Here is a 26,381-nt window from a genome sequence, read left to right as displayed (position 1 = left end):
ACTGCCATGATCGCTGCATGTCGCGTGGCCTCCGTCGCCTCCTGCTCGCGGTGAACCCGAGCGCCTCGTTCGGTCGCAACCGGTCGATCGGGCCGGCCGCCGCGCGGCGCCTCGAGGCCGAGGGCTACGAGGTGACCGTCCTGCGCGCCGACAACTTCGAACTGCTCCGGCTGGAGGTCCAGGCGGCCTTCGAGGCCGGGACGGACGGGCTCGTCGTCGTCGGCGGCGACGGGATGGTCTCGCTCGGCATCAACGTGCTCGCGGGGTCCGACGTGCCCATGGGGCTCGTCGCCGCCGGAACGGGCAACGACCTCGCCCGAGCCCTCGGGCTGCCGCACGACGACCCCGAGGCGGGGATCGAGGCGCTCGTCGAGGCGCTGCGACGTCCGCCCCAGTCGATCGATCTCGGGCTGATGCACCACGGCGAGCTCCGCACGTGGTTCGCCTGCGTCCTGTCGGCGGGCTTCGACGCGGTGGTGAACGAGCGGGCGAACCGGATGACGCGTCCGCGCGGTCCGAGCCGGTACACGATAGCGCTGCTCCGCGAACTCGCGACGTTCCGGCCCCGTCGGTACGCGATCACGATCGACGGCGCCCGGCGCGAGCAGGCCGCGATGCTCGTCTCCGTCGCCAACACCCCGTCGCTCGGCGGCGGGATGCGGATCGTCCCGCACGCGGACCTCTCCGACGGCATGCTCGACGTGTTCATCGTGCATCCGCTGTCGCGCATCGGCCTGCTGGGAGTGTTCCCTCGTGTATTCGCGGGGGAGCATGTCGATCATCCCGCCGTCGAGTTCGTGCGGGCGCGGCGGGTGCGGGTGGAGGCGGACGACATCGTCGCCTATGCCGACGGCGAGCGGGTGGGCGCGCTCCCCGTCGACGTCGAGGTCGTCCCGGGGGCCCTCCGGGTGTTCGCCTGAGCGGGTGCGCGCGCGCGGCCGGCCGCTCGATTTGGAATGGGCCGGAGACGTATGCCATACTCGAACACGTCGCAGCGAGGCCCCATCGTTTAGCGGCCTAGGACGCCGCCCTCTCACGGCGGTAGCGCGGGTTCAAATCCCGCTGGGGTCACCAATGACAGGCGAACGCCCCCGTACTTTCGTGCGGGGGCGTTCGTCGTTTCCGCGCGCGGTCGCCTAGACTCGTGCGAGCGAAGGGGAGTATCCCGCCGGGGCCGTTCGGCTCCGGGCCACGATCGTCAGTACGAGCGCCGTCGATGCCGCTCCGGGCGTGGCGGCGCAGCCGATGCGCCGGGAGAGACTTTCGGTCCTTGCCGCACCCTCTGAAAGGCTCCCGTGACCGCACTGCCCCTCTGGTTCGAAATCGGTTCGCTCGTCGTCCTGACGCTGATCCTCCTCGCCGACCTGCTGATGGTGATCAAGCGCCCGCACGTGCCGTCGTTCCGCGAGTCGACGCTGTGGGTCGCGTTCTACATCGCGCTCGCGCTCGTGTTCGCCGGGCTGATGTTCGTCATCGGCGACGCCGAACACGGCGCCCAGTTCCTCGCGGGCTGGCTCACCGAGTACAGCCTCTCGATCGACAACCTGTTCGTCTTCGTCATCATCATGGCGAGGTTCGCGGTGCCGAGGAAGTACCAGCAGGAGGTGCTCATGGTGGGCATCATCCTCGCGCTGATCCTGCGCGGCATCTTCATCCTGCTCGGCGCGCAGCTCATCGAGAACTTCAGCTGGATCTTCTACATCTTCGGCGCGTTCCTGCTCTACACGGCGGCCCAGCAGGCGTTCGGCGACCACGAGGACGAGGGTGGCGACTCGGCCCTCATCAGGTTGCTGCGCCGACGTCTGCCGATCACGAACGACTACGACGGCATCAAGCTCCGCACGATGATCGACGGCCGCCGTTTCTTCACGCCGATGCTCATCGTCTTCGTGGCGATCGGCACGACCGACCTCATCTTCGCGCTCGACTCGATCCCCGCGATCTTCGGCATCACCCAGAGCCCGTTCATCGTCTTCACGGCCAACGTGTTCGCGCTCATGGGCCTGCGCCAGCTCTACTTCCTCCTCGGCGGCCTGCTCGAACGCCTCGAGTACCTCAAGTACGGCATCGCCTTCATCCTCGCGTTCATCGGCGTGAAGCTCGTGCTGCACGCGATGCACGAGAACGAACTGCCGTTCATCAACGGCGGCGAGCACATCGAATGGGCGCCCGACATCTCGACCTGGACGTCGCTCGCGGTGATCGTCGGCGCGATGGCGGTCGCGACCGTGGCGAGCCTCGTGAAGGCCAATCTCGACGCCCGGCGCCGCGGCCACACGCTCGGCGAGGAGATCCCGCACTTCACCGAGGAGGGCGAGAGCGAGCGGGATCGCGACGCCGACAGCTCGTCCGTCCAGCGCTGACGTCGCTGCGTCGCGGGTGCGCGTGACGCGAGCGCGGCGAGCGCTTGCTAGCGTGGAGCGTCTGCGCCCCACGGCGTGAACTCTGCCCTGCCCAGAGAGGACCCGATCACGTGACGTCTGACGGCAGCGGTGTCGTGCCCATCCCCACGGGATCGGCGCGGATCGCGCACAGCGCCCGCACCCACGTCGGCAACGTCCGCACGGTGAACGAGGATTCGCTGCTCGCGCGGCCGCCCGTCTACCTCGTCGCGGACGGCATGGGCGGCCACGCCCGCGGCGACGCCGCGAGCCGCGGCGTGGTCGACACCTTCCGACGGCACCTCGATGCCGGCACGCCGTCGACGCCCGAGCGCGTGCTCGACGCGATCCACAGCTCGAACGACGTGGTCCGGGGGCTCTCCGACGAGGGCGATGAGGGCACCGCCGTGGCGGGCACGACCGTCTCGGGGATCGCGCTCGTCGACGCCGGGGACGGCCGCGGCGTGCACTGGATGGTGTTCAACGTCGGCGACTCGAGGGTGTACGCCTGGAACGGCCGGCGGCTCGAGCAGGTGACGGTCGACCACTCGGCCGTGCAGGAGATGGTCGACGCGGGCCTGCTCCGTGCCGAGGACGCGGAGCGGCATCCGGACCGGAACGTGATCACGCGCGCGATCGGCGCCGACGCGCATGTGGAGCCCGACGTGTGGCTGGTCCCGGCGACGGGGCGCCAGGTGTTCCTCATCTGCTCCGACGGCCTCTCGAAGGAGATCGGCGACATCGAGATCGGGCGGATCCTGGCGGGACACTCCATGCACGCGGCGGGGCTCGCCGGGGAACTGGTGGATGCCGCGCTGGCGGCCGGCGCGCGCGACAACGTGAGCGCGATCGTGGTCGAGTCCGATCTCGGCGGTGCCGCCGACGAGGACGGCACGACGCGCGACCGAGACGACGGCATCGCGGCGTCGGTCGAGGAGACCACGCCGCGCGGGAACGGGGGATGACGTGGCGGAGTACCTGCCCGACCACGGCGGTCGCTGGCTGACCGCGGTGCGCGACGAGGCGCTGCTGGTGCTGCCGGCCGAGCGCGTCGACGACCTGCTTGCACTCTGGCCCCGTCTCGACGGCGCCGCCGCCGCGCACGTGATCGACCGCTTGGCGGGATCGGGGATCACGGCCGCGCCGAGTTTCGCACTCGTCGTGCGCGAGAGCGCGACGGGAACGGCTCGTGCGCTCGTGCGCGGCGACCTCCGCGTCACGCTCGGCGAGGTCGAGGTGTCCGCAGTCGGCGTGTCGACCTGGCACGAGCGCGCCGTCGAGGGACGGCCCCACGTGCGAGTCGCCGTCGCGGCCGACGCGACGGGCACGCCGCTGCCGATCCTCGAGGGCGTCGTCGCGGCATCCGTCGTCGACTGGAGCGTCGAGGGCGTGACGGCGCAGCCCGCGCGCGCCGTCGCTCCCGTCGACGGCGCGGCCGGCATCGCGCCCCCCGACCGCGCGGCCGAGTCCGTCGTACCGGGCGAACCTGCGGTCGAGCACGTGGCCGAGACGGTCGTGACCGACGAGCGCACCATGGTGCCCGAGGACACGATCGTCGGCGTCTCGCGGACCGAGCGGCCCAGCTTCGAGCGACCGGCGCCGATCGTGCCGCCCGACTTCGGCTCAGCCCCGCCGGAGCGAACCGAGGCTCCGTCAGCGCCCGCGGCCGTTCACGCTCCGATCCTCGGCGACCATGACGGGATGACGGTGGCCGCCGCCGACATCCGTCGCCTCCGCGAGCGACGCGACGCCGACGCGGGCCGCGACCACGCGGCATCCGCCCCGGCGTCGCCGCCGCTGGCGCTGCGCATGCCCGACGGGTCGATCGAACCGATCGTCGGCGAACTCGTGCTCGGCCGCGCGCCGGCGATCGGCCGCGTGGCCGGCGGCCGCGTGCCGCGGCCCGTCGTCATCGGTGCGGGCGACCCCGACATCTCGCGCACGCACCTGCGCGTCGCCGTCGAGGGCGGGACCGTCGTCGTCACCGACCTCGACTCCCGCAACGGCACCCAGGTCGTCGCCCCCGGTCAGCCGCCGCTGCGGCTGCGCCCGTCGGAGGGGACCCCGGTGCTGCCCGACACCGTCATCGACCTCGGCGGCGGCTGGAGCATCCAGGTGGTGGTCCGCTGATGCGACGCCCGCCCGCCGCACCGCCGGAACTGCCCGGTCACACCCACCTCGGACTCCTCGGATCCGGGGGCTTCGCCGACGTCTACCTGTACGAGCAGCGGCTGCCCCGACGCAAGGTCGCCGTCAAGGTGCTCCTCGCCGACGACATCGACGCCTCGACGCGTGCGCAGTTCGTCGCCGAGGCCAACCTCATGGCGCGACTGTCGGCGCACCCGTTCATCGTGACGATCTTCCACGCGGATGTCTCGGCCGACGGCCGCCCCTACTTCGTGATGGAGTACTGCTCGGGGCCGAGCCTGTCGGAGCGGTACAAGCGGCAGCCGTTCTCGGTCGAGGACGCGCTGCGCACCGGCATCCGCCTGTCCGGGGCGGTCGCGACGGCGCACGCCGCCGGGATCCTGCACCGCGACATCAAACCGGCGAACGTCCTGACCAACGACTACGGATGGCCCGCCCTCAGCGACTTCGGCATCTCCTCCGACCTCGAGGGCGAGCTGCCGGTCCACACCATGAGCTTCACGGGGGATGCCGCGGCCACGGGCTCGGGCACGGGCTCGGATCGCGCGGCAGTGGGGATGAGCGTGCCGTGGTCGCCGCCGGAGATGTTCGAGGATGACCCGCGCCCCGACACCCGGAGCGACGTGTTCGCGCTCGCCGCGACGGTGCACACCCTGCTCGCCGGTCGCACGCCGTTCGAGGTGCCCGGTCGCTCGAACGGCCCGCTCGACCTCATCGGGCGCATCGAACGTGGTCGGATCACGCCGATCGGCCGGGACGACGTGCCGGCAAGCCTTGAATCGGTCCTCGCGACGGGCATGGCCGCTCGACGCGAGGACCGGTTCCAGAGCGCCGTGGAACTCGGTCGGGCGCTGCAGCGCGTCGAGCTGGAGCTGGGCTACTCGGTGACCGGAATCGAGGTGCCGAACCTCGTCGACGCGGCGGGCGCCGTCGACGCGCCGGGCGGACCCGCGCCCGGATCCGACGACGAGCCGGCGACCCGTGCCCGCTCGGTGCGCGTCGTCGAAGCGGGCGGTCCGGTTCCGGGCGGTCGGGCGGTGCCGGCAGCGGTTCCGGCATCGGCGCCGGTGGAGGACGGGACGGTGATCCGGCCGACGCGCGAGGTCGCGACGGCGGTCGAGCCCGTCGAGGGCGCGACGATCGCCGCGCCCGCACGGCGCGGCGGCGACGCGCCTCACCGAGAGGACGCCCCGACGGGCGGCCGGCGCGCCGTCGCCGGGATCATCACCGCCGTCGCGGGGATCGCGGTCATCGTCGCGGTGAGCGGGGCCCTGCTGCTCGGCGGATCCCTCGGCGGTCCGGACGGAGACGTCGACGATTCGCCGACGACGTCCGAGGACGCGGTGGTCGCTGCGACGGTCCCGACGCCCGAGGTCGAGCCGGGCACGGTCGCCGACGGCCGCGCGGTCTTCGCCGTGCGCCACGACAGTGCGCAGGCGGGCGACCGCTACCGGTGGCAACGCGCGGACGGTGCGGGCTCGACCGCCGTCGCCGACGGCCCCGAGATCGTCGTCGACGGCGTCGCGGCCGGGCAGACGGTGTGCATCGAGGTGCAGGTGCAGCGCGGAAGCAAGACCTCCGAGCCCGTCACCGGGTGCACGCCGTGAGGCCGCTCCGCGTCGAGTACTGCGGCGAGTGGTACACGGTCGAGGCCGGGAGCACGTTCACCATCGGTCGCGACTCCGACCTGACGATCGACGACAACCCGTACCTGCACCGCACCTTCCTGACCCTCTCGAGCGAGTTCGGGCTGTGGTGGCTCTCGAACGTCGGCCAGCTGCTCGCCGCGACGGTGTCGGATGCCACGGGCAGCGTGCAGTCCTGGGTGGCACCGGGCGCCAAGCTGCCGCTCGTCTTCAAGACGGTCCACGTCATGTTCAGCGCCGGCGCCACGACCTACGACTTCACGGTGCACGCCGAGGAGGACTTCTATAACACCTCGCTCACCGCGGCGCCCGCCGACGGCGGCACGACGATCCTGCCGGTCACGCTCACGACGAGCCAGCGCCTGCTCATCGTCGCGCTCGCCGAGCACGTGCTCTCGCAGCCGAGCGCGGGGCGCGCGACCGTGCCGTCCTCGGCCGAGGCCGCGGCACGCCTCGGCTGGAGCATGACGACGTTCAACCGCAAGCTCGACAACGTGTGCGAGAAGCTCGACAAGATCGGCGTCGACGGACTGCGGGGCGGGCGCGGCCGGCTCGCCGTGAACCGTCGTGCCCGGCTCGTCGAGTACGCGGTGGCGACCCGCCTGGTGAGTGCCGATGACCTGGCACTGCTGGACGGCGACCGCGACGGCGGGGGCGCAGCGGGCGACGCCTGACGCGGCACCCGACGCCGGAGGCGGATCTCCGATTCCCGCCGCAGCGGTGCGGGGGATCCCCTCCGTATCGGTCGCCGGTGGGGACCGCTCCCCATTTCGGGGGCCCGGAATCGCCGTGTTAGCGTATGCGCGACCCGCCGGTCTCTTCGGCGGCGATATCCGACGCCCTACCGACGGAACGCACCGGGGGAGACGAAGCTGTGGTCACGTTGAGGTCATGGGCGCGCTCGCGCCGCAACGTCGCCTCGGTCGCCGCACTCGTCGTGCTCGCGGGCGTGCCCGTCGGGCTCGCCATGGCGTACCAGGGCTTTCCCGTCACCGACCCCGACCTCCGGGCCCGCGAGGTGTGGGTCACGAACGCCGAGGAACTGCTCGCCGGCCGGCTGAACCGCCAGATCGAGGAGCTCGACGCCGCGGTCGCGACGGCGTCGAACGAGATCGACGTGTTCCAGGACGGCGACGACGCGTTCCTGTTCGACCCGAGCGTCGGCTCGATCGAGCGCATCGACCCGTCGTTCACGACGCTCGTGCAGCGTATCGACGTGCCCCCGGCGTCCGAGATCGCGTACGGCGGCGACGTGCTCGCGATCCTCTCGCCCGAGGGCGAGCTCTGGCGGGTGAACGCCGACGGAGATCTCGCGTTCGACTACCGCGGCACCGACCCGATCGCCGACCTCGGCTCCGGCGCGCACGTCGCCGTCACCCGGGAGGGCATGATCCTCGCGACCGCGCCGGGCGACGGCGAACTCGTGTCGCTGGCCCGGGAGGCGTCGGAGACGACGAGCACCGCGCTGCCCGCGATCGGCGAGCATCAGCTCACGGCGGTCGGCGAGCGCGCCGTCGTCTTCGACGAGGAATCCGATCGCGTGGTCGTCGACGGGCGCGAGATCGAGCTGCCGGAGCCGGCGCTGCGGCTCCAGCAGTCCGGCCCCGAGCACGAGCGCGTCGTGCTCGCCACCGCCACCGGCCTGCTCGAGGTGCCGCTCGCGGGAGGCGCGGTGCGCACCGTCCCGAACGGCGGCGACGTCGCGGCGGCGGACGCCGGCGAGGTCGCGGCCCCCGTGCGCCTCGGCGGCTGCGCGCACGGGGCGTGGGGCGGCGCCGTCGGCCGCTACCTGCTCGCGTGCGACGACGCCGAACCGCAGTCGACCGCCATCGAGCAGCCGACGGCGGGCTCGCGCCTCGAGTTCCGGGTGAACCGCGACGTGATCGTGCTGAACGACCTGACCAACGGCAATGCCTGGCTCGTCGACTCCGACCTCCGGCTCGTCGACAACTGGGAGGAGGTCACGCCGCCCGAGGAGAGCGACGAGCTCGAGGGCGACGAGAAGTCGGCCCAGCAGACCTTCGAGGACACCCTGGCCGAGCGCACCGACGTGAACCGCCCGCCGGTGGCGCGCGACGACGACTACGGCGTGCGACCCGAGCGCACGACCATCCTCGAGGTGCTCGAGAACGACACCGACCCCGACGGCGACGTGCTCACGATCGCCGGCACGTCGGAGGTCTCCGAGGCGGCCGGTCGGCTCGAACTCATCGACGGCGGGCGGGCCCTGCAGTTCACCCCGGCGGCCGGTGCCGCGGGCAGCGTGTCGTTCCGCTACGGCGTCGACGACGGTCGCGGCGGCGTCGCCGAGGCATCCGTGAACGTGCGCATCGTGCCCGACAGCGAGAACACCGCGCCCGCCGCCCTCCGCCAGGCCGCGATCAGCGTCGAGCAGGGCCAGCAGCTCTCGTACAACCTGCTCGCCGACTGGAACGATCCCGACGGTGACGACCTCTACCTCGTGAACGCCTCGCCGACCGGCGGCGACACGGTGCGATCGAGCCCCGACGGCCTGATCACGTTCGAGCACCGGTCGGCCGAGCTCGGCACCAAGGAGGTGCAGTACACCGTCTCCGACGGGCAGACGACGGCCGCCGGCACCCTCACCGTCGAGGTGAAGCCCACGGGGACCCTGAACCCCGTCGGCACACCCGACTTCACGCGGGTCTTCACCGGTGAGACGACGCTCATCGCGCCGCTCGCCAACGACCTCTCGCCCTCCGGAGCGGGGCTCGAACTCCTCGGCCTGGAGGAGGCGCCCGAGGGCCCCTCGATCACGCCGAACGTCGAGCGGGGAACGATCGCGTTCTCGAGCGTCGAGCCGGGGGAGTACGTCTTCCTCTACTCGCTCGGCGCGGGCGCCGCGACGAGCAAGGGGCTCGTGCGGGTCCAGGTCGTCGAGGCCCCGGCCGACGCGCCGCCGCCGATCGCGGTCAAGGACACCGCGTACCTCCGCGCGGCCGAGCCGCTCACGGTGCCCGTGCTCGCGAACGACGTCTCGCCGTCGGGCCGTGTGCTCGCCGTGCAGTCGATCGACGACTCGGCGGCAGACGGGCTCGTGTCGGTCGAGATCATCACGAACACGGTGCTCCGCATCACCGCCTCGCAGGCGCTCGACGAGCAGTTGCAGGTCTCCTACACGATCTCCGACGGCGTGAACTCCTCCACGGCGAGCGTGACGATCGTGCCCGTGCCACCGCTCGTCAAGCACCAGCCGCCGGTGGCGGTCGACGACGGCGCGATCGTGCGTGCGGGCGACATCGTGACCGTCGACGTGCTCGAGAACGACACGCACCCCGATGCCGCGACGATGCACCTGCTCCCGGAGCTCGTCGAGGTCGACGCGCCCGAGGGGCTCGCGTTCGCCGACGGCGACACCGTGCGCTTCCAGGCGCCGGAGCAGCCGGGCGTCTACAGCGCGGTCTACACGGTCGGCGACGACTCGGGGCAGACCGCGCGCGCGACCGTGCGCTTCACGGTCGTCGCCCGCGACGCGGGCGAGAACCGCGCACCGCTGCCGACGCCGCTCACTTCGCGCACGTTCGCCGGCTCTGCCGTGAAGGTCGACGTGCCGCTCGACCAGCTCGACCCCGACGGCGACTCGGTGGTCCTCACGGGCATCACCGTGGCGCCGGAGTTCGGCCGCGTGATCGAGCGCACGAGCACCTCGTTCACGTACGAGGCGTTCAGCGGTTCGGCCGGGACCGACGCGTTCCGCTACGAGGTGCGCGACACGTTCGGCGCGACCGCCGAGGGCACCATCCGCATCGGCGTCATCCCGCGTCCCGAGGTGCAGCTGCCGCCGAAGGCGGTCGACGACGCCATCGAGATGAAGCCCGGGCGCACGGCGTCGGTCGAGGTGCTCCTCAACGACTCCGACCCGAGCGGGTACCAGCTGCACGTCGCCGATCTGCCCGAGGTCGACGACGACATCGAGGCCGAGATCCGCGACCGTCGCCGCGTCGTGGTGACCGCGCCGCAGCAGGAGGCCGCGTACACGATCCGCTACGAGATCTCGAACGGCCACGGCGGCGCCGACACCGCGTTCCTGCAGGTCGCCGTGACGGAGGACGCCGTGATCGACCCGCCGACCGCCGAGGACCAGGTGATCGAGCCGGAGGAGGTCGTCGACGGCGAGAGCGTCACGGTCGACCCGCTGGCGGATGCCACGAACCCGGGCGGGCTCGTCGAGGACCTCGCGGTCACGCTCGAAGGGCCGAACGCCGACCGCGCCCAGGTCGCCGCCGACGGCACGATCGACGTGACCCCCGGCCGCGAGCGCTACGCGGTCGCCTACCGACTGACCAACGAGCTCGACGACCTCTCCGCCATGGCGTTCGTCATCGTTCCGCCGGTGCCGTCCGGTGACGACACCGTCGAGGAGACGCAGCGGCCGAAGACGCCCGAGGAGCTGCTCGCGGAGGAGAAGGCGAAGTTCCCCGCGCCGTATCTCAAGGACCTCGGCGAGGTCATCGTGCCGATGAACGGCAGCATCAGCTGGAACGTCGACGACCTCGTCGTCGTCCCGTCGGGAAACCCGGCCCTCATCCTGTCCGCATCCTCGACGAACGCCGGCGAACCGGCGTTCGTGAGCGGCACCGCCGTGCAGTACGTCCCCGCTGCCGACTACCGCGGAGCGGCGTCGCTGACCTTCGAGGTGACGGATGGCGAGAGCGCCGAGGATCCCGTGGGGCGCACCGCCATCCTGACCATCCCGATCACGGTCGGCGACCCGGACTTCAACGACACCCCGCCGACCTTCACACCGCGCAGCGAGACCATCGAGGCCGGCGAGGCGCCGCTCGACGTCGACCTGCGCTCGTCGACCGACCAGCCGAACCCCGACAACATCGAGCGGGTCGAGTACCGCAACCTCCAGGGGGCGAGCGCCGAGATCGAGGCGACGATCGTCGAGGGCTCGATCCTCCGACTCTCCTCGCCGCTCGGCGTTCAGCCGGGCACGGAAGCACGGGTCTCGTTCGACGTCGTGTTCAACGAATTCACGGTGCCGGGATACGTCGACGTGAAGGTGGTCTCCTCGACCAGGGCGCTGCCGAAGGCGAACGACGACGGGCCGGTCGAGATGGTCCGCGGCGGCACCGCGACGGTCGACGTGCTCGCCAACGACTTCAACCCCTTCGCACCCGACGCGCCCCTGACCGTGGTCAGTGCCCAGATCGACCAGGCCGACGTCGGCGCCGGCGCCTCGGTGTCGCACACGGCCTCGAACGTGACGGTGACGGCCGGCGCGGCCTTCACCGGCACGCTGAGCGTCGTCTACCGCATCCAGGACGGCACGACGGACCCGGCTCGCGAGGTGCAGGGTCGCGTCCTCGTCGTCGTCCGCGACGCGCCCGACCGTCCCGTCGCGCCCGAGATCCGCAACTCGGGGAACCGGTCGGTGACGATCCGCTGGGCGGCGCCCGCGAACAACAACTCGCCGATCACCGACTACGAGGTCGACTACAACGGGCAGCGACGGACCTTCGGGGCCGGGGCCGCCGGCGTCGATCAGGAGTTCACCGGGCTCACGAACGGCACGGCCTACCGCTTCCAGGTGCGCGCGAAGAACGCGATCGGCTGGAGCCAGTGGTCGCCGTTGTCGGCCCCCGAGACGCCGTACGGCACACCCGGCGCGCCGACCGGCGTGAAGGCGCAGCCCAACGGCTACGCACCGACGAGCGTCGACGTGACGTGGAACGCCCCGTCGAACACGGGCGGCGGCACCGTCCGGTACGACGTCCGCATCGACGGCGGCGCCTGGGTGAACTCCGGCCAGAACACGAGCCACCGCTTCACAGGTGTCGGCGCCGGATCGCACTCCGTCGCCGTGCGCGCCGTGAACCTCGGCAGCGGGAGCGCGGGGACCGCGTCCTCCGACTCGTTCTCCGTGCAGAACGAACCGAAGGTCGTCAACCTGACCAAGGGGGCCCGGGTCGGCTACTACAGCGGCCCGTACGGCTACTGCGGCGGCGACTGCTGGCACTACAACGTGAGCGTGTCCGGCTTCCCCGACGGCCAGACCTCCGGGTACGCGTGGTGCAACGGCACGCGGCTCAACACCAACATCCGCATCAACGTCTCGAACGGTCGCGGGAGCTACACGGGCTCCTTCCCCGATTCGTGGTGCGGCCACTCCAACGCGTACGTGATCATCGGCGGCGTCCAGAGCAACACCTGGTGACCCGCGACCTGACGAGACCGATAGGAAGAGAACCCCACGCATGACCGTGACCCAAGACCAGGCCGGCTGGTTCCAGGACGCCTTCTCCAAGCTCGTCGACAACGTCGACCGGGCGATCCTCGGCAAGCGCGAGATCATCGAGCTCGTCGTGACCGCGATGCTCTCCGAGGGGCACGTGCTGCTCGAGGACTACCCGGGCACCGGCAAGACCGTCCTGGCCAAGGCGCTCGCGAACACGCTCGACGGCACGCACTCGCGCATCCAGTTCACGCCCGACCTGCTGCCGTCGGATGTCACGGGCGTCACGATCTACGACCAGGGCAAGGGGCAGTTCGAGTTCCACCGCGGTCCGATCTTCGCGTCGGTCGTGCTGGCCGACGAGATCAACCGCGCCAGCCCGAAGACCCAGTCCGCGCTCCTCGAGGTCATGGAGGAGGGCCGGGTCACCGTCGACGGCGTCGGCTACGAGGTCGGCAGCCCGTTCATGGTCATCGCGACCCAGAACCCCGTCGAGCAGGCGGGCACCTACTCGCTGCCGGAGGCGCAGCTCGACCGGTTCCTGATCAAGACCTCGCTCGGCTACCCCGACCACGACACCGCGGTCACGCTGCTGCTGGACTCGGCGAACCGCGCCCGCGCGTCGAAGGTGTCGCCCATCATCGCGTCGAGCTCGGTCACGACGATGGCGCGGCTCGCCGCCGAGGTGCACGTGGATGCCGCGGTGCTCTCGTACCTCAACCAGATCGTCTCGGCGACCCGCGACCACCGCGACTCGGCGCTCGGCGTCAGCATGCGCGGCGCGCTCGCGCTCGCCCGTGCGGCCAAGACGTGGGCGATCTCGCGCGGCCGCACCTACGTCACGCCCGACGACGTGCGCGAGCTCGCGGTGCCGGTACTCGCGCACCGCATCATCGTCGACCCCGAGTCGGAGTTCGCGGGCGCCACGGCCGAGGACATCGTCCGCACGGTGCTCGTCGAGATCGCGCCCCCGGCGTACCGCGCGGCATGACGGCCGGCATCGACGCGCCCGCGTCGACGCCGCCCGGACCGGCGGCGCCGGCGGCGGAGGCATCGCCGCGGTCGCCGCGCGCGGCGAGCCCCGCGCCGTCGCAGTCGCGCATCGCGCTCCGATCAGCGTGGCGTTCGCTCGCGGCATCCGCTCGTTCACTGGCTGCCGGCCTGCGACGCGTCGGGCGGGCCGTGGGCGCCTTCGCCGCGCCCGTCACGGGCGTGATCTCCCCGGTCGGATGGCTCGTGCTCGCCGCGAGCGTCGTCGCCCTCGCGCTCGCGTGGCCGTTCGGCTGGATCGAGCTCGCGTTCATCGGTGCGACCCTGCTGGCGGCGCTCCTCGTCGCGATCCCGTTCGTCTTCGGGCGGATGGCGTACCGCGTCGCGATCGAGCTCCAGCCGCGCCGCGTCGTCGCGGGCGAGCGCGCGCTCGGCCGGCTCGTCGTGGAGAACGCCGGCGACGCGGCATCCGTGCCCTCGCAGCTCGAACTGCCCGTCGGCAGGGGGCTCGCGGAGTTCGTGATCCCGACGATCCCCGCGGGCGGCGAGCACGAGGAGCTGTTCGCGGTGCCGACCCAGCGGCGCGCCGTCATCGTGGCCGGCCCCGCGGCATCCGTGCGCGGCGACCAGCTCGGGCTGCTCCGGCGCGAGGTGCGCTGGACCGACCCCGTCGAGCTGTTCGTGCACCCCGTGACGGCAGGCCTGAAGCCCTCGGCGGCGGGCCTCGTGCGCGACCTCGAGGGTGAGATCACGAAGACGATCACCGACAACGACATCTCGTTCCATGCGCTCAGGGCGTACGAGCCCGGCGACGCGCTGCGCAACGTGCACTGGCGCACGTCCGCGCGAACCGGCCAGCTCATGGTGCGACAGTACGAGGAGACCCGGCGGTCGCAGCTGCTGCTCGTGCAGCCGACGAGCGCCGAGCACTACGCCTCCGACGAGGAGTTCGAGCTCGCCGTGTCGGTGCTCGCGTCGCTCGGCGTGCAGGTCATCCGCGACGCCACCCGGCTCGCCGTCGCCACCGACCGCCTGCGGCTCGGCACCGCGACGCCGACCGCGCTGCTCGACGACACCTGCCGGATCGCGCCGCTCGAGGACGGCGCCGCGCCCGTCCGCGACGTCGTCCGCGAGGCCGGCCGCCGCACCGCCGCGCCGAGCGTGCTCATCGTGGTCGGCGGGTCGCGCGCACCGCTCGCCGAGTTCCGCGCCGCCGAGACCGTGTTCGGGTCGGACACGCAGGTGATCGTCTTCCGGACCGAGGTGGGCGCCGCGTCGCGCATCACGCGCGTGGGGGAGTCGACCATCGTCACGGTCGGCTCCCTCGACGAACTCCCGCGCCTCGTGAGGAGGGTCCGCCCGTGAACCGGATCCCGCGCAGCTCACTCGCCGACCTCGGGGTGCTCTCGGCGCTGTCGCTCCTCGCGATCGCCGGGTACGAGACGAGCTTCGGCGGGCTGGACTTCCTCGCCGCCGCGCTCGCCGGCATCGCGGTCGGCACGCTCGCCGCCGTGCTCGGCACGGTGCTGCGCCTCAGCGTGCTCGTCACGGTGCTCCTCGGCATCGTGCTGTACTTCCTCGTCGGGACGCCGTTCGTCATGCCGGGCGAGGCCTTCCTCGTCGTGCTGCCGACCCTGACCTCGCTCGCCGGGCTCGCGGTCGGCGCCGTGCACGGCTGGGCCGACATCGTCACGATCGCCGCGCCCGTCGAGGCGCCCGACTACGTCGCCGCGGTCCCGTACGCCGCCGCGGCGGTGGTCGCCCTCGTCGGCGGGATGCTCGTGCTCCGATGGCTGCCGGGTCGGCGCACGCCGCTCCGCGCGGCGACGGTGCTCCTCGGGCCGGTGCTGCTGTTCCTCTCCGGCATCCTGCTCGGCACCGACCAGGCATTCCTCGCGGCCGTCCGAGGCGTCGCGTTCGCCGCGATCGCGCTGACCTGGATCGCGTGGCGTCGAGGTGCGAGCGTCGAGGCCGGTGGCGACGGCGCCGCGCGCCTGCGTCGGCGCAAGCTCACCGGCTCGGCCATCGTCGTCGCCGGCGCCGTGACCGTCGGCGCGGTCGCAGGCCTCGCGGTGGCCCCCGTCGCACCGGACCGGTTCGTGCTGCGCGACCAGGTCGTCCCGCCGTTCGACCCGTTGCAGTTCGCCAGTCCGCTCGCCGGATACCGCGAGTATACGAAGGAGCTCGCCGAGTCGCCCGTCTTCCTCGTCGAGGGGCTGCAGCCCGGCGACACGCTGCGGCTCGCAGCCATGGACTCGTACAGCGGCCGGCTCTGGAACGTCGCCGGTCCCGAGCAGGCCGCCGCCGACGGCGGCTACTCGATCGTCGGCTCGACCCTGCCCCCGCCCGAGCTCGCCGACCTCGGCGGCGCCCGGTCGATCGAGGTCGAGGTCGCGGCGTACTCCGACGTCTGGCTTCCGACCGTGGGCTACGGGTCGCAGCTCGAGCTGCTCGACCGCGGGTCGGCCGAGCGCGCGGGCGACGTGCGCTACAACCCCGCGGCGGGCACCGCCGTGCTCACGAGCGGCGCCGCGGAGGGCACGCGCTACCGGCTCGACGCGCGCGTCCAGGTCCAGCCGGACGACGCCGAGCTCGTCGACGTCCCGGTGGCACGACTCGCCCCGCCGCCCGTCGAGAACCTGCCCGATGTCGTCGCCGCGAAGGCCGAGGAGTACGCGGGCGACGCCCCGAGCCCGATCGAGCAGCTCCGCAACGTCGAGCGCGCGCTGAAGACGAACGGGTTCCTCAGTCATGGGCTCGCGAGCGACGCGGTCGCGTCGCGCGCCGGGCACGGCGCCGATCGGCTCATCGAGCTGTTCACGCGCAGCCGGATGGTCGGCGACGAGGAGCAGTACGCCGCCGCGATGGCGCTCATGGCCCGCCACCTCGGCTACCCGTCGCGGGTGGTCATGGGGTACGCGCCCGAGGTCGCCGAGGGCGGCGGCACCGTCGAGGTGCTCGGCGCGGACGTCACGGCCTGGGTCGAGGTGCCGTTCGAGGGCGTCGGCTGGATCGCGTTCCACCCGACTCCCGACAACGTCGACGTGCCGCAGGAGCAGACGCCGAAGCCGAAGTCCGAGCCGCAGCCGCAGGTGCGCCAGCCCCCGCGCGCCGAGCACGCCGACGACGAACTGCTCACCACGACCGAGATCGACGACACCGACGACGAGGACCGCGACCGGCCGTTCCAGATGCCCACCTGGGCGTGGATCGTGATCGGCGCGGTCGGCGTCCCGGCCGCGATCCTGCTGCTGCCGATGTTCGTCATCGCGATCGCGAAGCGCCGACGGCGTGCCATCCGCCATCGCGGCGCAGCGGACCGGCAGGTGGCCGGCGCCTGGGAGGAGCTCATCGACCGCTACGCCGAACTCGGATTCGACCCGCCGGAGCGGTCGTCGCGACTGCAGACCGCGAGGGCGCTGGAGCGACAGCTCGACGAGCAGGGCCTCGGCGACGTGCGCATCGCCGGACGCGCGCCGCTCTCGACGCTCGCCGCCACGGTGGACCGCGACGTGTTCGGCGGCGACGAGGTCGCGTCGGCATCGGTCGAGCGGCGATGGACCGAGGCGGATGCCGCGGCCGCCGCGGTCGCGGCCGCGGCCGGGCGCATGCGGCGACTCGTCGCCAGGTACCGGCTCCGCCGCCGTCGATGACGCCGGATGACGACGACGGTCGGGGTTAAGGTGGGGGCGTGAGCGACCCGGACTTCATCGTGCCCCCACCGGGGCTCGTGCCGGACGCGCCCGAGAGCGACCGGCCGGACCGGCCCGAGGGCACGGTGCGCGCCGAGCGGGCGCTTCCCGGATTCCGCCCGGCACCCGGCATCCGCCCGCCGTCGGCGCTGCCGATCGCGCCGCCGTCGACGCCGCGCACCGATGAGGCCGCGCCACCTGTCGCCGCGGCCGGCGCCACGCCGTCGCCGGCCCCAGCACGGCCCGCGCCGACCGGCCCATGGCGCCTCCGGAGTGCGGACGGCATCGAGTTCCCGGTGCACGATCGCGTCGTCGCCGGCCGGGACCCGAGCCCGCCCGCGTGGCTCCAGGGCGTCGTCGTGGTGGCCGTCCCGGACCACACGCGATCGATGTCGAAGACCCACGCACTCCTCGAGTCCAGGGAGGGCCGACTGCTCGTCACCGACCTCGACTCCACGAACGGCGTCCGCGTGTGGCCGGAGGGCGAGGCACCCGTCGACCTGGAGCCCGGCGTGCCCGCCGAGGCGCCCCTCGACGCGGTGATCCTGCTGGGCGACGTCGCCTTCCTCGTGGAACGGGCTCCCGCGCAGTCGGTGTAACCTGTCGGCATGCGTGCTCGGCGACTTCTCCTTCGGTGCCGCGGCGGGGCCCAGTCCTGAGGCCTTCCCCGCCGCGGAGTCCGTCGACGGCCGATCACCCTCCCGAAGGAAGACGAACCGCATGAACGACAGCACCCCGAACCCGTCGCGTCCGCGCACCCTCGCCGAGAAGGTCTGGGACGCGCACCTCGTCAAGAAGGGCGAGGACGGCACCCCCGACCTCATCTACATCGACCTGCACCTCGTGCACGAGGTCACGAGCCCGCAGGCGTTCGACGGCCTCCGCATGGCCGGGCGCCCGGTCCGTCGCCCCGACCTGACGATCGCGACGGAGGACCACAACACCCCGACGCTCGACATCGACAAGCCAATCGCCGATCCCACGAGCCGGACGCAGATCGAGACCCTCCGCCGCAACGCCGCCGAGTTCGGTGTCCGCCTGCACTCGCTGGGCGACGCGGAGCAGGGCATCGTCCACGTCGTCGGACCCCAGCTCGGCCTCACGCAGCCCGGCATCACGGTCGTCTGCGGCGACAGCCACACCTCGACGCACGGCGCCTTCGGCGCGATGGCGTTCGGCATCGGCACGAGCGAGGTCGAGCACGTGCTCGCCACCCAGACCCTGCCGCTGAAGCCGTTCAAGACCATGGCCATCACGGTCGAGGGCTCGCTCCGCCCCGGCGTCACGGCGAAGGACATCATCCTCGCCGTGATCGCGAAGATCGGCACGGGCGGCGGGCAGGGCTACGTGCTCGAGTACCGCGGAAGCGCCATCCGCTCGCTGTCGATGGACGGCCGGATGACGATCTGCAACATGTCGATCGAGGCCGGAGCGCGTGCCGGCATGGTCGCGCCCGACGAGACCACGTTCGCGTACCTGCAGGGCCGCGCGCACGCGCCGCAGGGCGAGGACTGGGACGCGGCGGTCGAGTACTGGCGGACCCTGCCGACCGATGAGGGCGCCGTCTTCGACGCCGAGGTCGTCATCGACGCCGACGAGCTCGAACCGTTCGTCACGTGGGGCACCAATCCCGGGCAGGGCGTCTCGCTGAGCGGGGCCGTGCCCGACCCCGCGGCGATCGAGGACCAGCACGAGCGCGCCGCCGCCGAGCGCGCACTCGAGTACATGGACCTCCAGCCCGGCACGCCGCTCAAGCAGATCCCGGTCGACGCCGTCTTCATGGGCTCGTGCACGAACTCCCGCATCGAGGACCTCCGCGCGTTCGCGTCGATCATCAAGGGCCGCACGAAGGCCGACGGCGTCCGCGTCATGGTCGTGCCCGGCTCGGCTCGCGTGCGGCTCGAGGCCGAGGCCGAGGGCCTCGACAAGGTGTTCGAGGCGTTCGGCGCCGAGTGGCGCTTCGCCGGCTGCTCGATGTGCCTCGGCATGAATCCCGACCAACTCGCGCCCGGGGAGCGCTGCGCGTCGACCTCCAACCGCAACTTCGAGGGGCGGCAGGGCAAGGGCGGCCGAACGCACCTGGTCTCGCCGCTCGTCGCCGCCGCGACCGCGGTTCGGGGCACGCTCTCGAGCCCATGGGACCTGGAACGGGATGCCGCGGCCGAACCGGTCGGCGCCGGCGCGAAGGGTGGCAACTGACATGGAGAAGTTCAGCACCGTCACCGGAGTCGCCGTGCCGCTCCGACGCTCGAACGTCGACACCGACCAGATCATCCCCGCCGTCTTCCTGAAGCGCGTCACCAAGACGGGCTTCGACGACGCGCTGTTCTCCGCGTGGCGGCAGGACCCGGAGTTCGTGCTCAACCAGCCGGCCTTCGCCGGCGCCGAGATCCTCATCGCCGGACCCGACTTCGGCACCGGCTCCAGCCGCGAGCACGCCGTGTGGGCACTCCGCGACTACGGGTTCAAGGTCGTCATCTCGAGCCGGTTCGGCGACATCTTCCGCGGCAACTCGGGCAAGCAGGGCCTGCTCGCCGCCCAGGTCGCATACGAGGACGTCGAGCGGCTGTGGGAGGCGATCGACGCGCAGCCGGGAATAGCCGCGACCGTCGATCTGGTTGAGCGTACGGTGAGCATCGGGAGCCTCACAGTCGCCTTCGATATCGATGACTACACTCGGTGGAGGCTGCTCGAGGGTCTCGACGACATCGGGCTCACCCTCCGAGACGAGCAGGCCATCTCCGACTTCGAGGCGACTCGGGCGGGATGGCGGCCGACGACGCTCCCCATCAGGGAGCCGGCAGAGACAGGGAACTGAGTGAACACACTCGTGGATGACGCGAAGCAGCACGGCACGGCGGTCGGCCTTCCGGTCGACCGCATCACGATCAACGGGGGCAAGCCGCTTCGTGGTCGGATCGAGTTGAAGGGTGCCAAGAACCTCGTCACCAAGGCGATGGTCGCAGCGATCCTCGGCGACACGCCGAGCATCCTGAAGGACGTGCCGAACATCAGCGACGTGCGCATCGTGCGCGGGCTGCTCGAAGTCCACGGCGTGACCGTGACGGAGGGTCCCCAGCCGGGCGACCTCATCCTCGACCCGGCGGCGGTCGAGTCGGCGCACATGGCCGACATCGACGCGCACGCGGGCTCGAGCCGCATCCCGATCCTGTTCTGCGGGCCGCTGCTGCACCGCCTCGGCGAGGCGTTCATCCCCGACCTCGGCGGCTGCCGCATCGGCGACCGGCCGATCGACTACCACCTCGAGGTGCTGCGCAACTTCGGCGCGATCGTCGAGAAGCTGCCGAGCGGCATCCGCATGTCGGCGCCCACCGGCCTGAAGGGTGCCAAGGTTTCGCTACCCTACCCGAGCGTCGGCGCGACCGAGCAGGTGCTGCTCACCGCGGTGCTCGCCGACGGGATCACGGAACTCACGGGCGCGGCGATCGAGCCCGAGATCATGGACCTCATCAACATCCTGCAGAAGATGGGCGCCATCATCACCGTCGACACCGACCGGGTGATCCGCATCGAGGGCGTGGAGCGCCTGCAGGGCTATACGCACCGTGCCCTGTTCGACCGGAACGAGGCGGCGAGCTGGGCCGCGGCCGCGCTCGCGACCGAGGGAGACATCTTCGTCGGCGGGGCACGCCAGCCCGAGATGCTGACCTTCCTCAACATCTTCCGCAAGGTCGGCGGCGCATTCGAGATCGAGGACGACGGCATCCGCTTCTACCACCCCGGCGGCGAGCTGAAGCCGGTCATCATCGAGACCGACGTGCACCCCGGCTTCATGACCGACTGGCAGCAGCCGCTCGTCGTCGCGCTCACCAAGGCCAAGGGCGTCTCGATCGTGCACGAGACGGTCTACGAGCAGCGTTTCGGCTTCGTCGACGCACTCGTCGAGATGGGGGCGTCGATCGACGTGCACAAGGAGTGCCTCGGCGGCCGGCCGTGCCGGTTCGGCCAGCGCAACTTCAAGCACTCCGCGGTGATCTCCGGCCCGTCGCAGCTTCGCGGCGCCGACATCGAGGTGCCCGACCTGCGCGGCGGCTTCAGCCACCTGATCGCGGCGCTCACCGCCGAGGGGCGCTCGACGGTGTCGAACGTCGGGATCATCGCGCGCGGCTACGAGAACTTCATCACCAAGCTGGAGCTGCTCGGAGCGGACTTCGCGCTCGAAGGATAATGGGTCAGTGCCCCATCGTGACCCCTCCGCCGTGCCCGTAGCGAAGCCCGGCGCCGAGAAGCGCCGCCCGTCGTTCTTCTGGGTGCTCGCCGCGCTGATCCTCCCGCTGTGGAGCCTCGGCGTGAAGTACCGCTTCCACCACCCCGAGCGGATGCCGCAGTCCGGCGCCTTCGTGCTGTCGCCCAACCACTACAGCGAGATCGACCCGCTGGTGATGGGCGTCGCCTCATGGCACCTCGGGCGACTCCCGCGGTTCATGGCGAAGGCGTCGCTGTTCAAGAACCCCGTGCTCGGGTGGTTCCTCCGCACCTCCGGCCAGATCCCCGTCGAACGCGCCGGCAGCAGCAGCCACGCCGCCATCCGTGCCGCGGAGGAGCTCGTCGAGAAGGGTCGCATGGTCATCGTCTACCCCGAGGGCTCCCTCACCCGCGACCCGGAGATGTGGCCGATGCGCGGCAAGACCGGTGCCGTGCGCATCGCGCTCGAGCGCGGCATCCCCGTGGTGCCCGCCGCCCACTGGGGCACGCAGCAGATCATGCCGCGGTACGCCAAGAAGGTCAGCCTCTTCCCGCGGAAGACGGTCGACGTGATCATCGGCGAGCCGCTCGACCTCTCCGCCTACGAGGGCAAGCCGCTCGACCAGGCGACCCTCCTCGCGGCCACCAACGACCTCATGAACGCGATCGCCGCGCTCGTCGGCGAGCTGCGGGGCGAGCGGCCTCCGACCGAGCGGTGGGACCCCGCCAAGCACGGTCAGAAGGAGACGGGGCGCCTCGATGGCTAGGGCCGGTCGCCGCGCTCCCGGCAAGCGCGTCGCCGTGCTCGGCGCCGGGAGCTGGGGCACCACGTTCGCGAAGATCCTCTCCGACGGCGGCGCCGACGTCATGCTGTGGGCGCGGCGCCCCGAGCTCGCACGCGAGATCCAGGAGGCCAAGCGCAACAGCGACTACCTCCCGGGCATCAACCTGCCGATCGGGCTCCGCGCGACGAGCCGGCTCGACCTCGCGCTCGCCGGTGCCGAGCAGGTCTACATCAGCGTGCCGAGCCAGACGCTCCGCCAGAACCTCATCGCGGCCGAGCCGCACCTGTACGCCGAGGCGACGATCGTCTCGCTCATGAAGGGCGTCGAGAAGTCGACGGGCCACCGCATGAGCGAGGTCATCGCCGAGGTGCTGCCGATCGCCGAGTCGAAGATCGCCGTGATCTCCGGGCCGAACCTCGCGCTCGAGATCGCGAAGGAGCAGCCCACGGCGGCCGTGGTCTCGTCCGCGAGCCTCGAGACCGCGCAGTCCGTGGCATCCGTCTCCCGCAACCGCTACTTCCACTCGTTCGTGAACACCGACGTCATCGGGACCGAGTTCGGCGGGGTCCTGAAGAACCTCATCGCGGTCGCGATCGGCATCGTCGACGGCGCCGGCTACGGCGAGAACACGAAGGCCTCGATCATCACGCGCGGCCTCGTCGAGATGACCGACTTCGCGGTCGCGTACGGCGCGCACCGCGACACGCTCTCCGGACTCGCCGGCCTCGGCGACCTCATCGCGACGTGCCAGTCGCCGCTGTCGCGCAACAACACCGCGGGGCGCCTGCTCGGCCAGGGGTACAAGCTGCCCGAGGTCGTCAACCAGATGCAGCAGACCACCGAGGGGCTCGCATCCGTCGGCCCGATCCTCGAACTGGCGCGCGCCAAGGGTGTGGAGATGCCCATCGTCGAGCAGGTTCGGCAGGTGCTCGCCGGCACGCTCGCACCGAAGGACATCGCGCCGCACCTCACGACCGACGACGAGCCCCAGGGCGAAAGGACGATGGATGGACAAGCTCAGGGTGGTTCTGCTCTTCGGCGGGCGCTCCAGCGAGCATTCGATCAGCTGCGCCACGGCGGCGGGAGTGCTCCGGGCGATCGACCGTGACCGCTACGAGCTGATCCCGGTCGGCATCACGCGCGATGGGGCGTTCGTGCTCGAGGCCGACGACCCCGACCGCTTCCGGCTCGACCCGGAGCACCTGCCGGAGGTCCACGACAACGGCACGCGCGTGCGCTGGCCGGAGTCGGCCGCGTCGCGCGAGCTCCACGTCGTCACCGCGAGCGGCGAGGAGGCCTCGCTCGGCGAGGTCGACCTAGTCTTCCCGATCCTGCACGGACCGTTCGGCGAGGACGGCACGATCCAGGGCCTGCTCGAGCTCGGCGGCCTGCCGTACGTCGGCTCGGGGGTCCTCGCGAGCGCGCTCGGCATGCACAAGCACTTCACGAAGACCGCGCTGGCGGCGGCCGGCATCCCGGTCGCGCCGTGGCGCACCGTGACGGCGCGGCAGTGGGCGGATGACCCGGACGCGGTCCGCGCGGACGCGGCATCCCTCGGCCTGCCCCAGTTCGTGAAGCCGGCGCGCGCCGGCTCGAGCGTCGGCGTGAGCAAGGTTGCGGACGCCTCCCAGCTCGACGCCGCCCTCGAGGTCGCCTTCGCCGAGGACGACACCGTGCTCGTCGAGTCCGCGGTGATCGGGCGCGAGGTCGAGATCGGTGTGCTCGGCGGGGCGCCGGGGGAACGCCCGCGCGCCTCGGTCGCGGGCGAGATCGTCCTCACGGGCGACGGGTTCTACGACTTCGCGGCGAAGTACCTCGACGCGCCGGGGGTCGACCTCGTGTGCCCGGCCGACCTCGGCGACGGGCGACTGGCGGAGATGCGCGACCTCGCGATCCGCGCGTTCGACGCGATCGGCGCCGAGGGCCTCGCCCGCGTGGACTTCTTCCTCACGGAGGAGGGCTTCGTCGTGAACGAGCTCAACACGATGCCGGGCTTCACACCGATCTCGATGTTCCCGCGCTGCTGGCAGGAGTCGGGCGTGACCTACCCCGAGCTGATCGACGAACTCATCAGGGTCGGGCTCGCGCGGGGCGTCCGCGTCGGCTGACGCCGGCGCGGGCGCCGACCTGCACGGGCGGTCGTGCGCTCAGCCGGCGTCCGTCGCGTCGCCGGTGGCGGGCGCGAGCTCCTCGAGGTCGGTGCACCCGCCGTCGGCGGGGATCGCCCCGACCGCGCCGGACAGGTCGGCGATCGCCGTCGAGCCGGCGACGGCGTCGTTGTCGACGACGACCTCGACGGCCGGCGTGCGACCGTAGGTCAGGAACCGGTACGTCGGTGCGTCGGACTCGTCGATGATCCAGTCGACGTCGTCGACACTCACGCAGCGCAGCGTCGTCGGGCCGGGCGGTTCGACGCCGCATCGCAGCAGCACGGCCGCCGGCGACCCCCACGCGCCCGTGCCCTGCGCGGTCGTCTCGCGGGCGTCGAGCCCGGCGACCTGGTCCGGCAGGCGCACGACGACCGACGCGCAGTCGGCGTCGGCGGCATCCGGAGCCGGATCGAACGGCACCGGCTGGCTGCAGGCGGCGAGCAGGGGCACGGCCGAGCCGGCGACGAGCGCCGCCGCGACGAGTCGGGTACGGCGGCGGAGGCGGCGGCCTGACGGGGAAGTCGACATCGTCGATCAGGCTACCGTGGGAGCCATGGAGCAGCCTGCACGCGCCGCGTCGCCCACGATCGGGGAGCTCGGCGAGACCGCCGTGCTCGCCCGCATCCTCCCGCGCCTCGAGCCGGGCGACGCGGCGCTGCTCGGGGCGGGCGACGATGCGGCGGTCGTGGCCGCGCCGGACGGCCGATTCGTCGTCACGACCGACCTGATGGTCCACGGTCCCGACTTCCGCCTCGCCTGGTCGCGCCCGCACGACCTCGGCTGGAAGGCGGCCGCGACGAACCTCACCGACGTCGCGGCGATGGGCGCACGGCCGACCGCGCTCGTCGTCTCGATCGCCGCGCCGCCGACCATGGGCGTCGCGCTGCTCGAGGGCATCGCCGACGGGTTGCGCGACGCGCTCGCCGCCCTCGCTCCAGGAGCAGGAGTGGTCGGCGGCGACCTGTCGGCGTCGTCGGTGCTCACGATCGCGGTCACCGCGTTCGGCGACCTCGAGGGGCGTGCGCCCGTCCTGCGGTCGGGATCGCGGCCGGGCGATGTCCTCGCGCATGCCGGCGCCCGCGGCGACGCGGCGCGGGGCCTCCGGCTGCTCTTCGCCGAGGCGCGCGACGCCGACGGCGAACCCGACGCGGGCCTCGCCGACGCGGTCCGAACGCGGCACCCGCGGCTCGTCGGCGCGCAGCTCGCCCCCGCGCCGCCGGTGTCCGCCGGGGTGGCCGCCGCCGAGGCCGGCGCGACCGCGATGCTCGACGTGAGCGACGGGCTCGCGCGCGACGCGCGGCGCCTCGCCGAGGCCAGCGGGGTCGGGCTCGACTTCCGCGCCGACGCGCTCGGCGCGGACCCGACGACGGCGCTCGCGGGCGCCGAGGACCACGGCCTGCTCGCGACCTTCCCGCCCGGGACGGTGCCGCCCGCACCGTTCGAGGTGATCGGCGTCGTGAACGGCGACGCGGGGCGACTCACGCTCGACGGGGCGCCCGTCGACACGACCGGATGGGACCCCTACTCGGGCTGGGACGGCGCGGCGGGCTGACCCGCGTCGCTCGCCGCCGCGTCGGTCGCCGTCGCCCACCACAGCGTCGTCTCGCCGTAGTCGCGGCGACGCTCGGGCTCGATGCCGGCCGGCCAGGCCGGTTCGGGTGAGCGGCTGCTCCGCTCGACGACGACGGTCGCGGCGTCCGCGAGGAGCGGAGCGAGCAGCGCCAGGTCGCGCGCGAGCTCGGCCTCGCCGAGGTCGTACGGCGGGTCGACGAAGGCGAGGTCCACGCCGCCGGCAGCGGACTCGAGGTAGGACGACACGCTCCGCGCCGCGACCCGGACGCGTGGCGCCGCTCCGCGCCCGGCCTTCGCGAGGGCCGCCGCATTGCGCCGGCAGACCTCGGCGGCGGGTCGCGCCTTCTCGACGAGCACGACGTCGGCCGCGCCGCGGCTCGCCGCCTCCAGTCCGAGCGCCCCCGAACCGGCGTACAGGTCGAGCACCGAGGCATCCGCGATCGCATCGCGCGCCTCGAGCGCCGAGAAGATCGCCTCGCGCACGCGATCGCTCGTCGGACGTGTGCCCGAGCGGGGCACGGCGAGCGTGAGCGAACCGGCGAAGCCGGCGATGATGCGCGTCATGTCTCGGGAGCATAACGGCCACTCCTCGGGCGCTGCCATGATGGT

The 26,381-nt window shown here is 72.4% G+C and carries 20 protein-coding genes and 1 tRNA gene; 19 read left to right on the top strand and 2 right to left on the bottom strand.

The features are described 5' to 3' along the window. Positions 1-17 precede the first annotated feature (17 nt). The 18 genes from ACIQH8_RS12855 (at position 18) to ACIQH8_RS12770 (ending at position 24,158) form a co-directional block, all read left to right on the top strand. Positions 18-920, top strand: coding sequence for a diacylglycerol/lipid kinase family protein (locus ACIQH8_RS12855; protein ID WP_400999208.1), 903 nt, complete (start codon positions 18-20; stop codon positions 918-920). 78 nt (positions 921-998) lie between these two features. Beyond that, positions 999-1,074, top strand: a tRNA-Glu gene (locus ACIQH8_RS12850). A gap of 221 nt (positions 1,075-1,295) precedes the next feature. Then, complete coding sequence (locus ACIQH8_RS12845; RefSeq protein ID WP_400999206.1) at positions 1,296-2,363, top strand: TerC family protein; 1,068 nt, start codon at positions 1,296-1,298, stop codon at positions 2,361-2,363. A gap of 110 nt (positions 2,364-2,473) precedes the next feature. Further along, positions 2,474-3,346: a PP2C family protein-serine/threonine phosphatase gene (locus ACIQH8_RS12840; RefSeq protein ID WP_400999204.1), complete on the top strand. Its 873-nt coding sequence runs from the start codon at positions 2,474-2,476 to the stop codon at positions 3,344-3,346. Between the two features lies 1 nt (position 3,347). Further along, positions 3,348-4,511 (top strand): FHA domain-containing protein, encoded by a 1,164-nt coding sequence (locus ACIQH8_RS12835; RefSeq protein ID WP_400999202.1) that lies wholly within the window; start codon positions 3,348-3,350, stop codon positions 4,509-4,511. Beyond that, positions 4,511-6,136, top strand: coding sequence for a serine/threonine-protein kinase (locus ACIQH8_RS12830; protein ID WP_400999200.1), 1,626 nt, complete (start codon positions 4,511-4,513; stop codon positions 6,134-6,136). The genes ACIQH8_RS12835 and ACIQH8_RS12830 overlap by 1 nt, the downstream gene beginning before the upstream one ends. After that, complete coding sequence (locus ACIQH8_RS12825) at positions 6,133-6,849, top strand: hypothetical protein (protein WP_400999198.1); 717 nt, start codon at positions 6,133-6,135, stop codon at positions 6,847-6,849. The genes ACIQH8_RS12830 and ACIQH8_RS12825 overlap by 4 nt, the downstream gene beginning before the upstream one ends. A 200-nt stretch (positions 6,850-7,049) precedes the next feature. Beyond that, positions 7,050-12,359 carry an Ig-like domain-containing protein gene (locus tag ACIQH8_RS12820; protein ID WP_400999196.1) on the top strand — a complete coding sequence of 1,770 codons (5,310 nt, stop codon included), beginning with the start codon at positions 7,050-7,052 and terminating at the stop codon, positions 12,357-12,359. Positions 12,360-12,399: 40 nt separating this feature from the next. Then, positions 12,400-13,368 carry an AAA family ATPase gene (locus tag ACIQH8_RS12815; RefSeq protein WP_400999194.1) on the top strand — a complete coding sequence of 323 codons (969 nt, stop codon included), beginning with the start codon at positions 12,400-12,402 and terminating at the stop codon, positions 13,366-13,368. A gap of 470 nt (positions 13,369-13,838) precedes the next feature. Beyond that, positions 13,839-14,732, top strand: a complete 894-nt coding sequence (locus ACIQH8_RS12810; protein WP_400999831.1) for a DUF58 domain-containing protein — start codon at positions 13,839-13,841, stop codon at positions 14,730-14,732. Continuing rightward, positions 14,729-17,020 carry a transglutaminase family protein gene (locus ACIQH8_RS12805; RefSeq protein ID WP_400999192.1) on the top strand — a complete coding sequence of 764 codons (2,292 nt, stop codon included), beginning with the start codon at positions 14,729-14,731 and terminating at the stop codon, positions 17,018-17,020. Before ACIQH8_RS12810 ends, ACIQH8_RS12805 begins: the two co-directional genes overlap by 4 nt. Positions 17,021-17,058: 38 nt before the next feature. Beyond that, the gene (locus ACIQH8_RS12800; protein ID WP_400999190.1) at positions 17,059-17,658 is read left to right on the top strand and encodes an FHA domain-containing protein; all 600 of its coding nucleotides are present in this window, start codon (positions 17,059-17,061) and stop codon (positions 17,656-17,658) included. Between the two features lie 121 nt (positions 17,659-17,779). Beyond that, complete coding sequence (gene leuC, locus ACIQH8_RS12795) at positions 17,780-19,258, top strand: 3-isopropylmalate dehydratase large subunit (RefSeq protein ID WP_400999188.1); 1,479 nt, start codon at positions 17,780-17,782, stop codon at positions 19,256-19,258. Position 19,259: 1 nt separating this feature from the next. Next, entirely contained in the window at positions 19,260-19,877 is a 618-nt protein-coding gene (gene leuD, locus ACIQH8_RS12790) for a 3-isopropylmalate dehydratase small subunit (protein WP_400999186.1), read from the top strand. After that, positions 19,878-21,248 carry a UDP-N-acetylglucosamine 1-carboxyvinyltransferase gene (murA, locus tag ACIQH8_RS12785; RefSeq protein WP_400999184.1) on the top strand — a complete coding sequence of 457 codons (1,371 nt, stop codon included), beginning with the start codon at positions 19,878-19,880 and terminating at the stop codon, positions 21,246-21,248. It begins immediately after the preceding gene. Positions 21,249-21,255: 7 nt separating this feature from the next. Continuing rightward, on the top strand, positions 21,256-22,032 hold the full coding sequence (locus ACIQH8_RS12780; RefSeq protein WP_400999182.1) for a lysophospholipid acyltransferase family protein: 777 nt from the start codon (positions 21,256-21,258) through the stop codon (positions 22,030-22,032). Further along, on the top strand, positions 22,025-23,158 hold the full coding sequence (locus ACIQH8_RS12775) for an NAD(P)H-dependent glycerol-3-phosphate dehydrogenase (RefSeq protein WP_400999180.1): 1,134 nt from the start codon (positions 22,025-22,027) through the stop codon (positions 23,156-23,158). Before ACIQH8_RS12780 ends, ACIQH8_RS12775 begins: the two co-directional genes overlap by 8 nt. Next, positions 23,058-24,158: a D-alanine--D-alanine ligase family protein gene (locus ACIQH8_RS12770; RefSeq protein WP_400999178.1), complete on the top strand. Its 1,101-nt coding sequence runs from the start codon at positions 23,058-23,060 to the stop codon at positions 24,156-24,158. The genes ACIQH8_RS12775 and ACIQH8_RS12770 overlap by 101 nt, the downstream gene beginning before the upstream one ends. Positions 24,159-24,197: 39 nt before the next feature. Here the strand turns inward: ACIQH8_RS12770 and ACIQH8_RS12765 are convergent, their stop codons facing one another. Next, a complete protein-coding gene (locus tag ACIQH8_RS12765; RefSeq protein WP_400999176.1) occupies positions 24,198-24,728 on the bottom strand; it encodes a DUF3515 family protein in 531 nt (176 codons plus the stop codon). 25 nt (positions 24,729-24,753) lie between these two features. On the opposite strand from ACIQH8_RS12765, the gene thiL reads away from it, so the two are divergent. Continuing rightward, the gene (thiL, locus tag ACIQH8_RS12760) at positions 24,754-25,752 is read left to right on the top strand and encodes a thiamine-phosphate kinase (protein ID WP_400999174.1); all 999 of its coding nucleotides are present in this window, start codon (positions 24,754-24,756) and stop codon (positions 25,750-25,752) included. On the opposite strand, the gene rsmD is transcribed toward thiL, so the two are convergent. Continuing rightward, positions 25,722-26,336 (bottom strand): 16S rRNA (guanine(966)-N(2))-methyltransferase RsmD, encoded by a 615-nt coding sequence (rsmD, locus tag ACIQH8_RS12755; RefSeq protein ID WP_400999172.1) that lies wholly within the window; start codon positions 26,334-26,336, stop codon positions 25,722-25,724. The two genes, thiL and rsmD, sit on opposite strands and share 31 nt — an antisense overlap. Positions 26,337-26,381: the final 45 nt, after the last annotated feature.

Source organism: Agromyces sp. GXQ0307 (assembly GCF_044769845.1).
In the GTDB taxonomy this organism is placed as follows: Bacteria; Actinomycetota; Actinomycetes; order Actinomycetales; family Microbacteriaceae; genus Agromyces.
The sequence above is the reverse complement of the archived record's forward strand: the minus strand, read 5'-3'. Positions and strand labels throughout refer to the sequence as shown.

Excerpts from the sequence above, each read along its gene's own strand:
- ACIQH8_RS12855 (WP_400999208.1), top strand. The coding sequence starts at position 18 with ATGTCGCGTGGCCTCCGTCGCCTCCTGCTCGCGGTGAACCCGAGCGCC.
- ACIQH8_RS12830 (WP_400999200.1), top strand. The coding sequence starts at position 4,511 with ATGCGACGCCCGCCCGCCGCACCGCCGGAACTGCCCGGTCACACCCAC.
- ACIQH8_RS12815 (WP_400999194.1), top strand. The coding sequence starts at position 12,400 with ATGACCGTGACCCAAGACCAGGCCGGCTGGTTCCAGGACGCCTTCTCC.
- leuC (WP_400999188.1), top strand. The coding sequence starts at position 17,780 with ATGAACGACAGCACCCCGAACCCGTCGCGTCCGCGCACCCTCGCCGAG.
- leuD (WP_400999186.1), top strand. The coding sequence starts at position 19,260 with ATGGAGAAGTTCAGCACCGTCACCGGAGTCGCCGTGCCGCTCCGACGC.
- ACIQH8_RS12775 (WP_400999180.1), top strand. The coding sequence starts at position 22,025 with ATGGCTAGGGCCGGTCGCCGCGCTCCCGGCAAGCGCGTCGCCGTGCTC.
- ACIQH8_RS12770 (WP_400999178.1), top strand. The coding sequence starts at position 23,058 with ATGGACAAGCTCAGGGTGGTTCTGCTCTTCGGCGGGCGCTCCAGCGAG.
- ACIQH8_RS12765 (WP_400999176.1), bottom strand. The coding sequence starts at position 24,728 with ATGTCGACTTCCCCGTCAGGCCGCCGCCTCCGCCGCCGTACCCGACTC.
- thiL (WP_400999174.1), top strand. The coding sequence starts at position 24,754 with ATGGAGCAGCCTGCACGCGCCGCGTCGCCCACGATCGGGGAGCTCGGC.
- rsmD (WP_400999172.1), bottom strand. The coding sequence starts at position 26,336 with ATGACGCGCATCATCGCCGGCTTCGCCGGTTCGCTCACGCTCGCCGTG.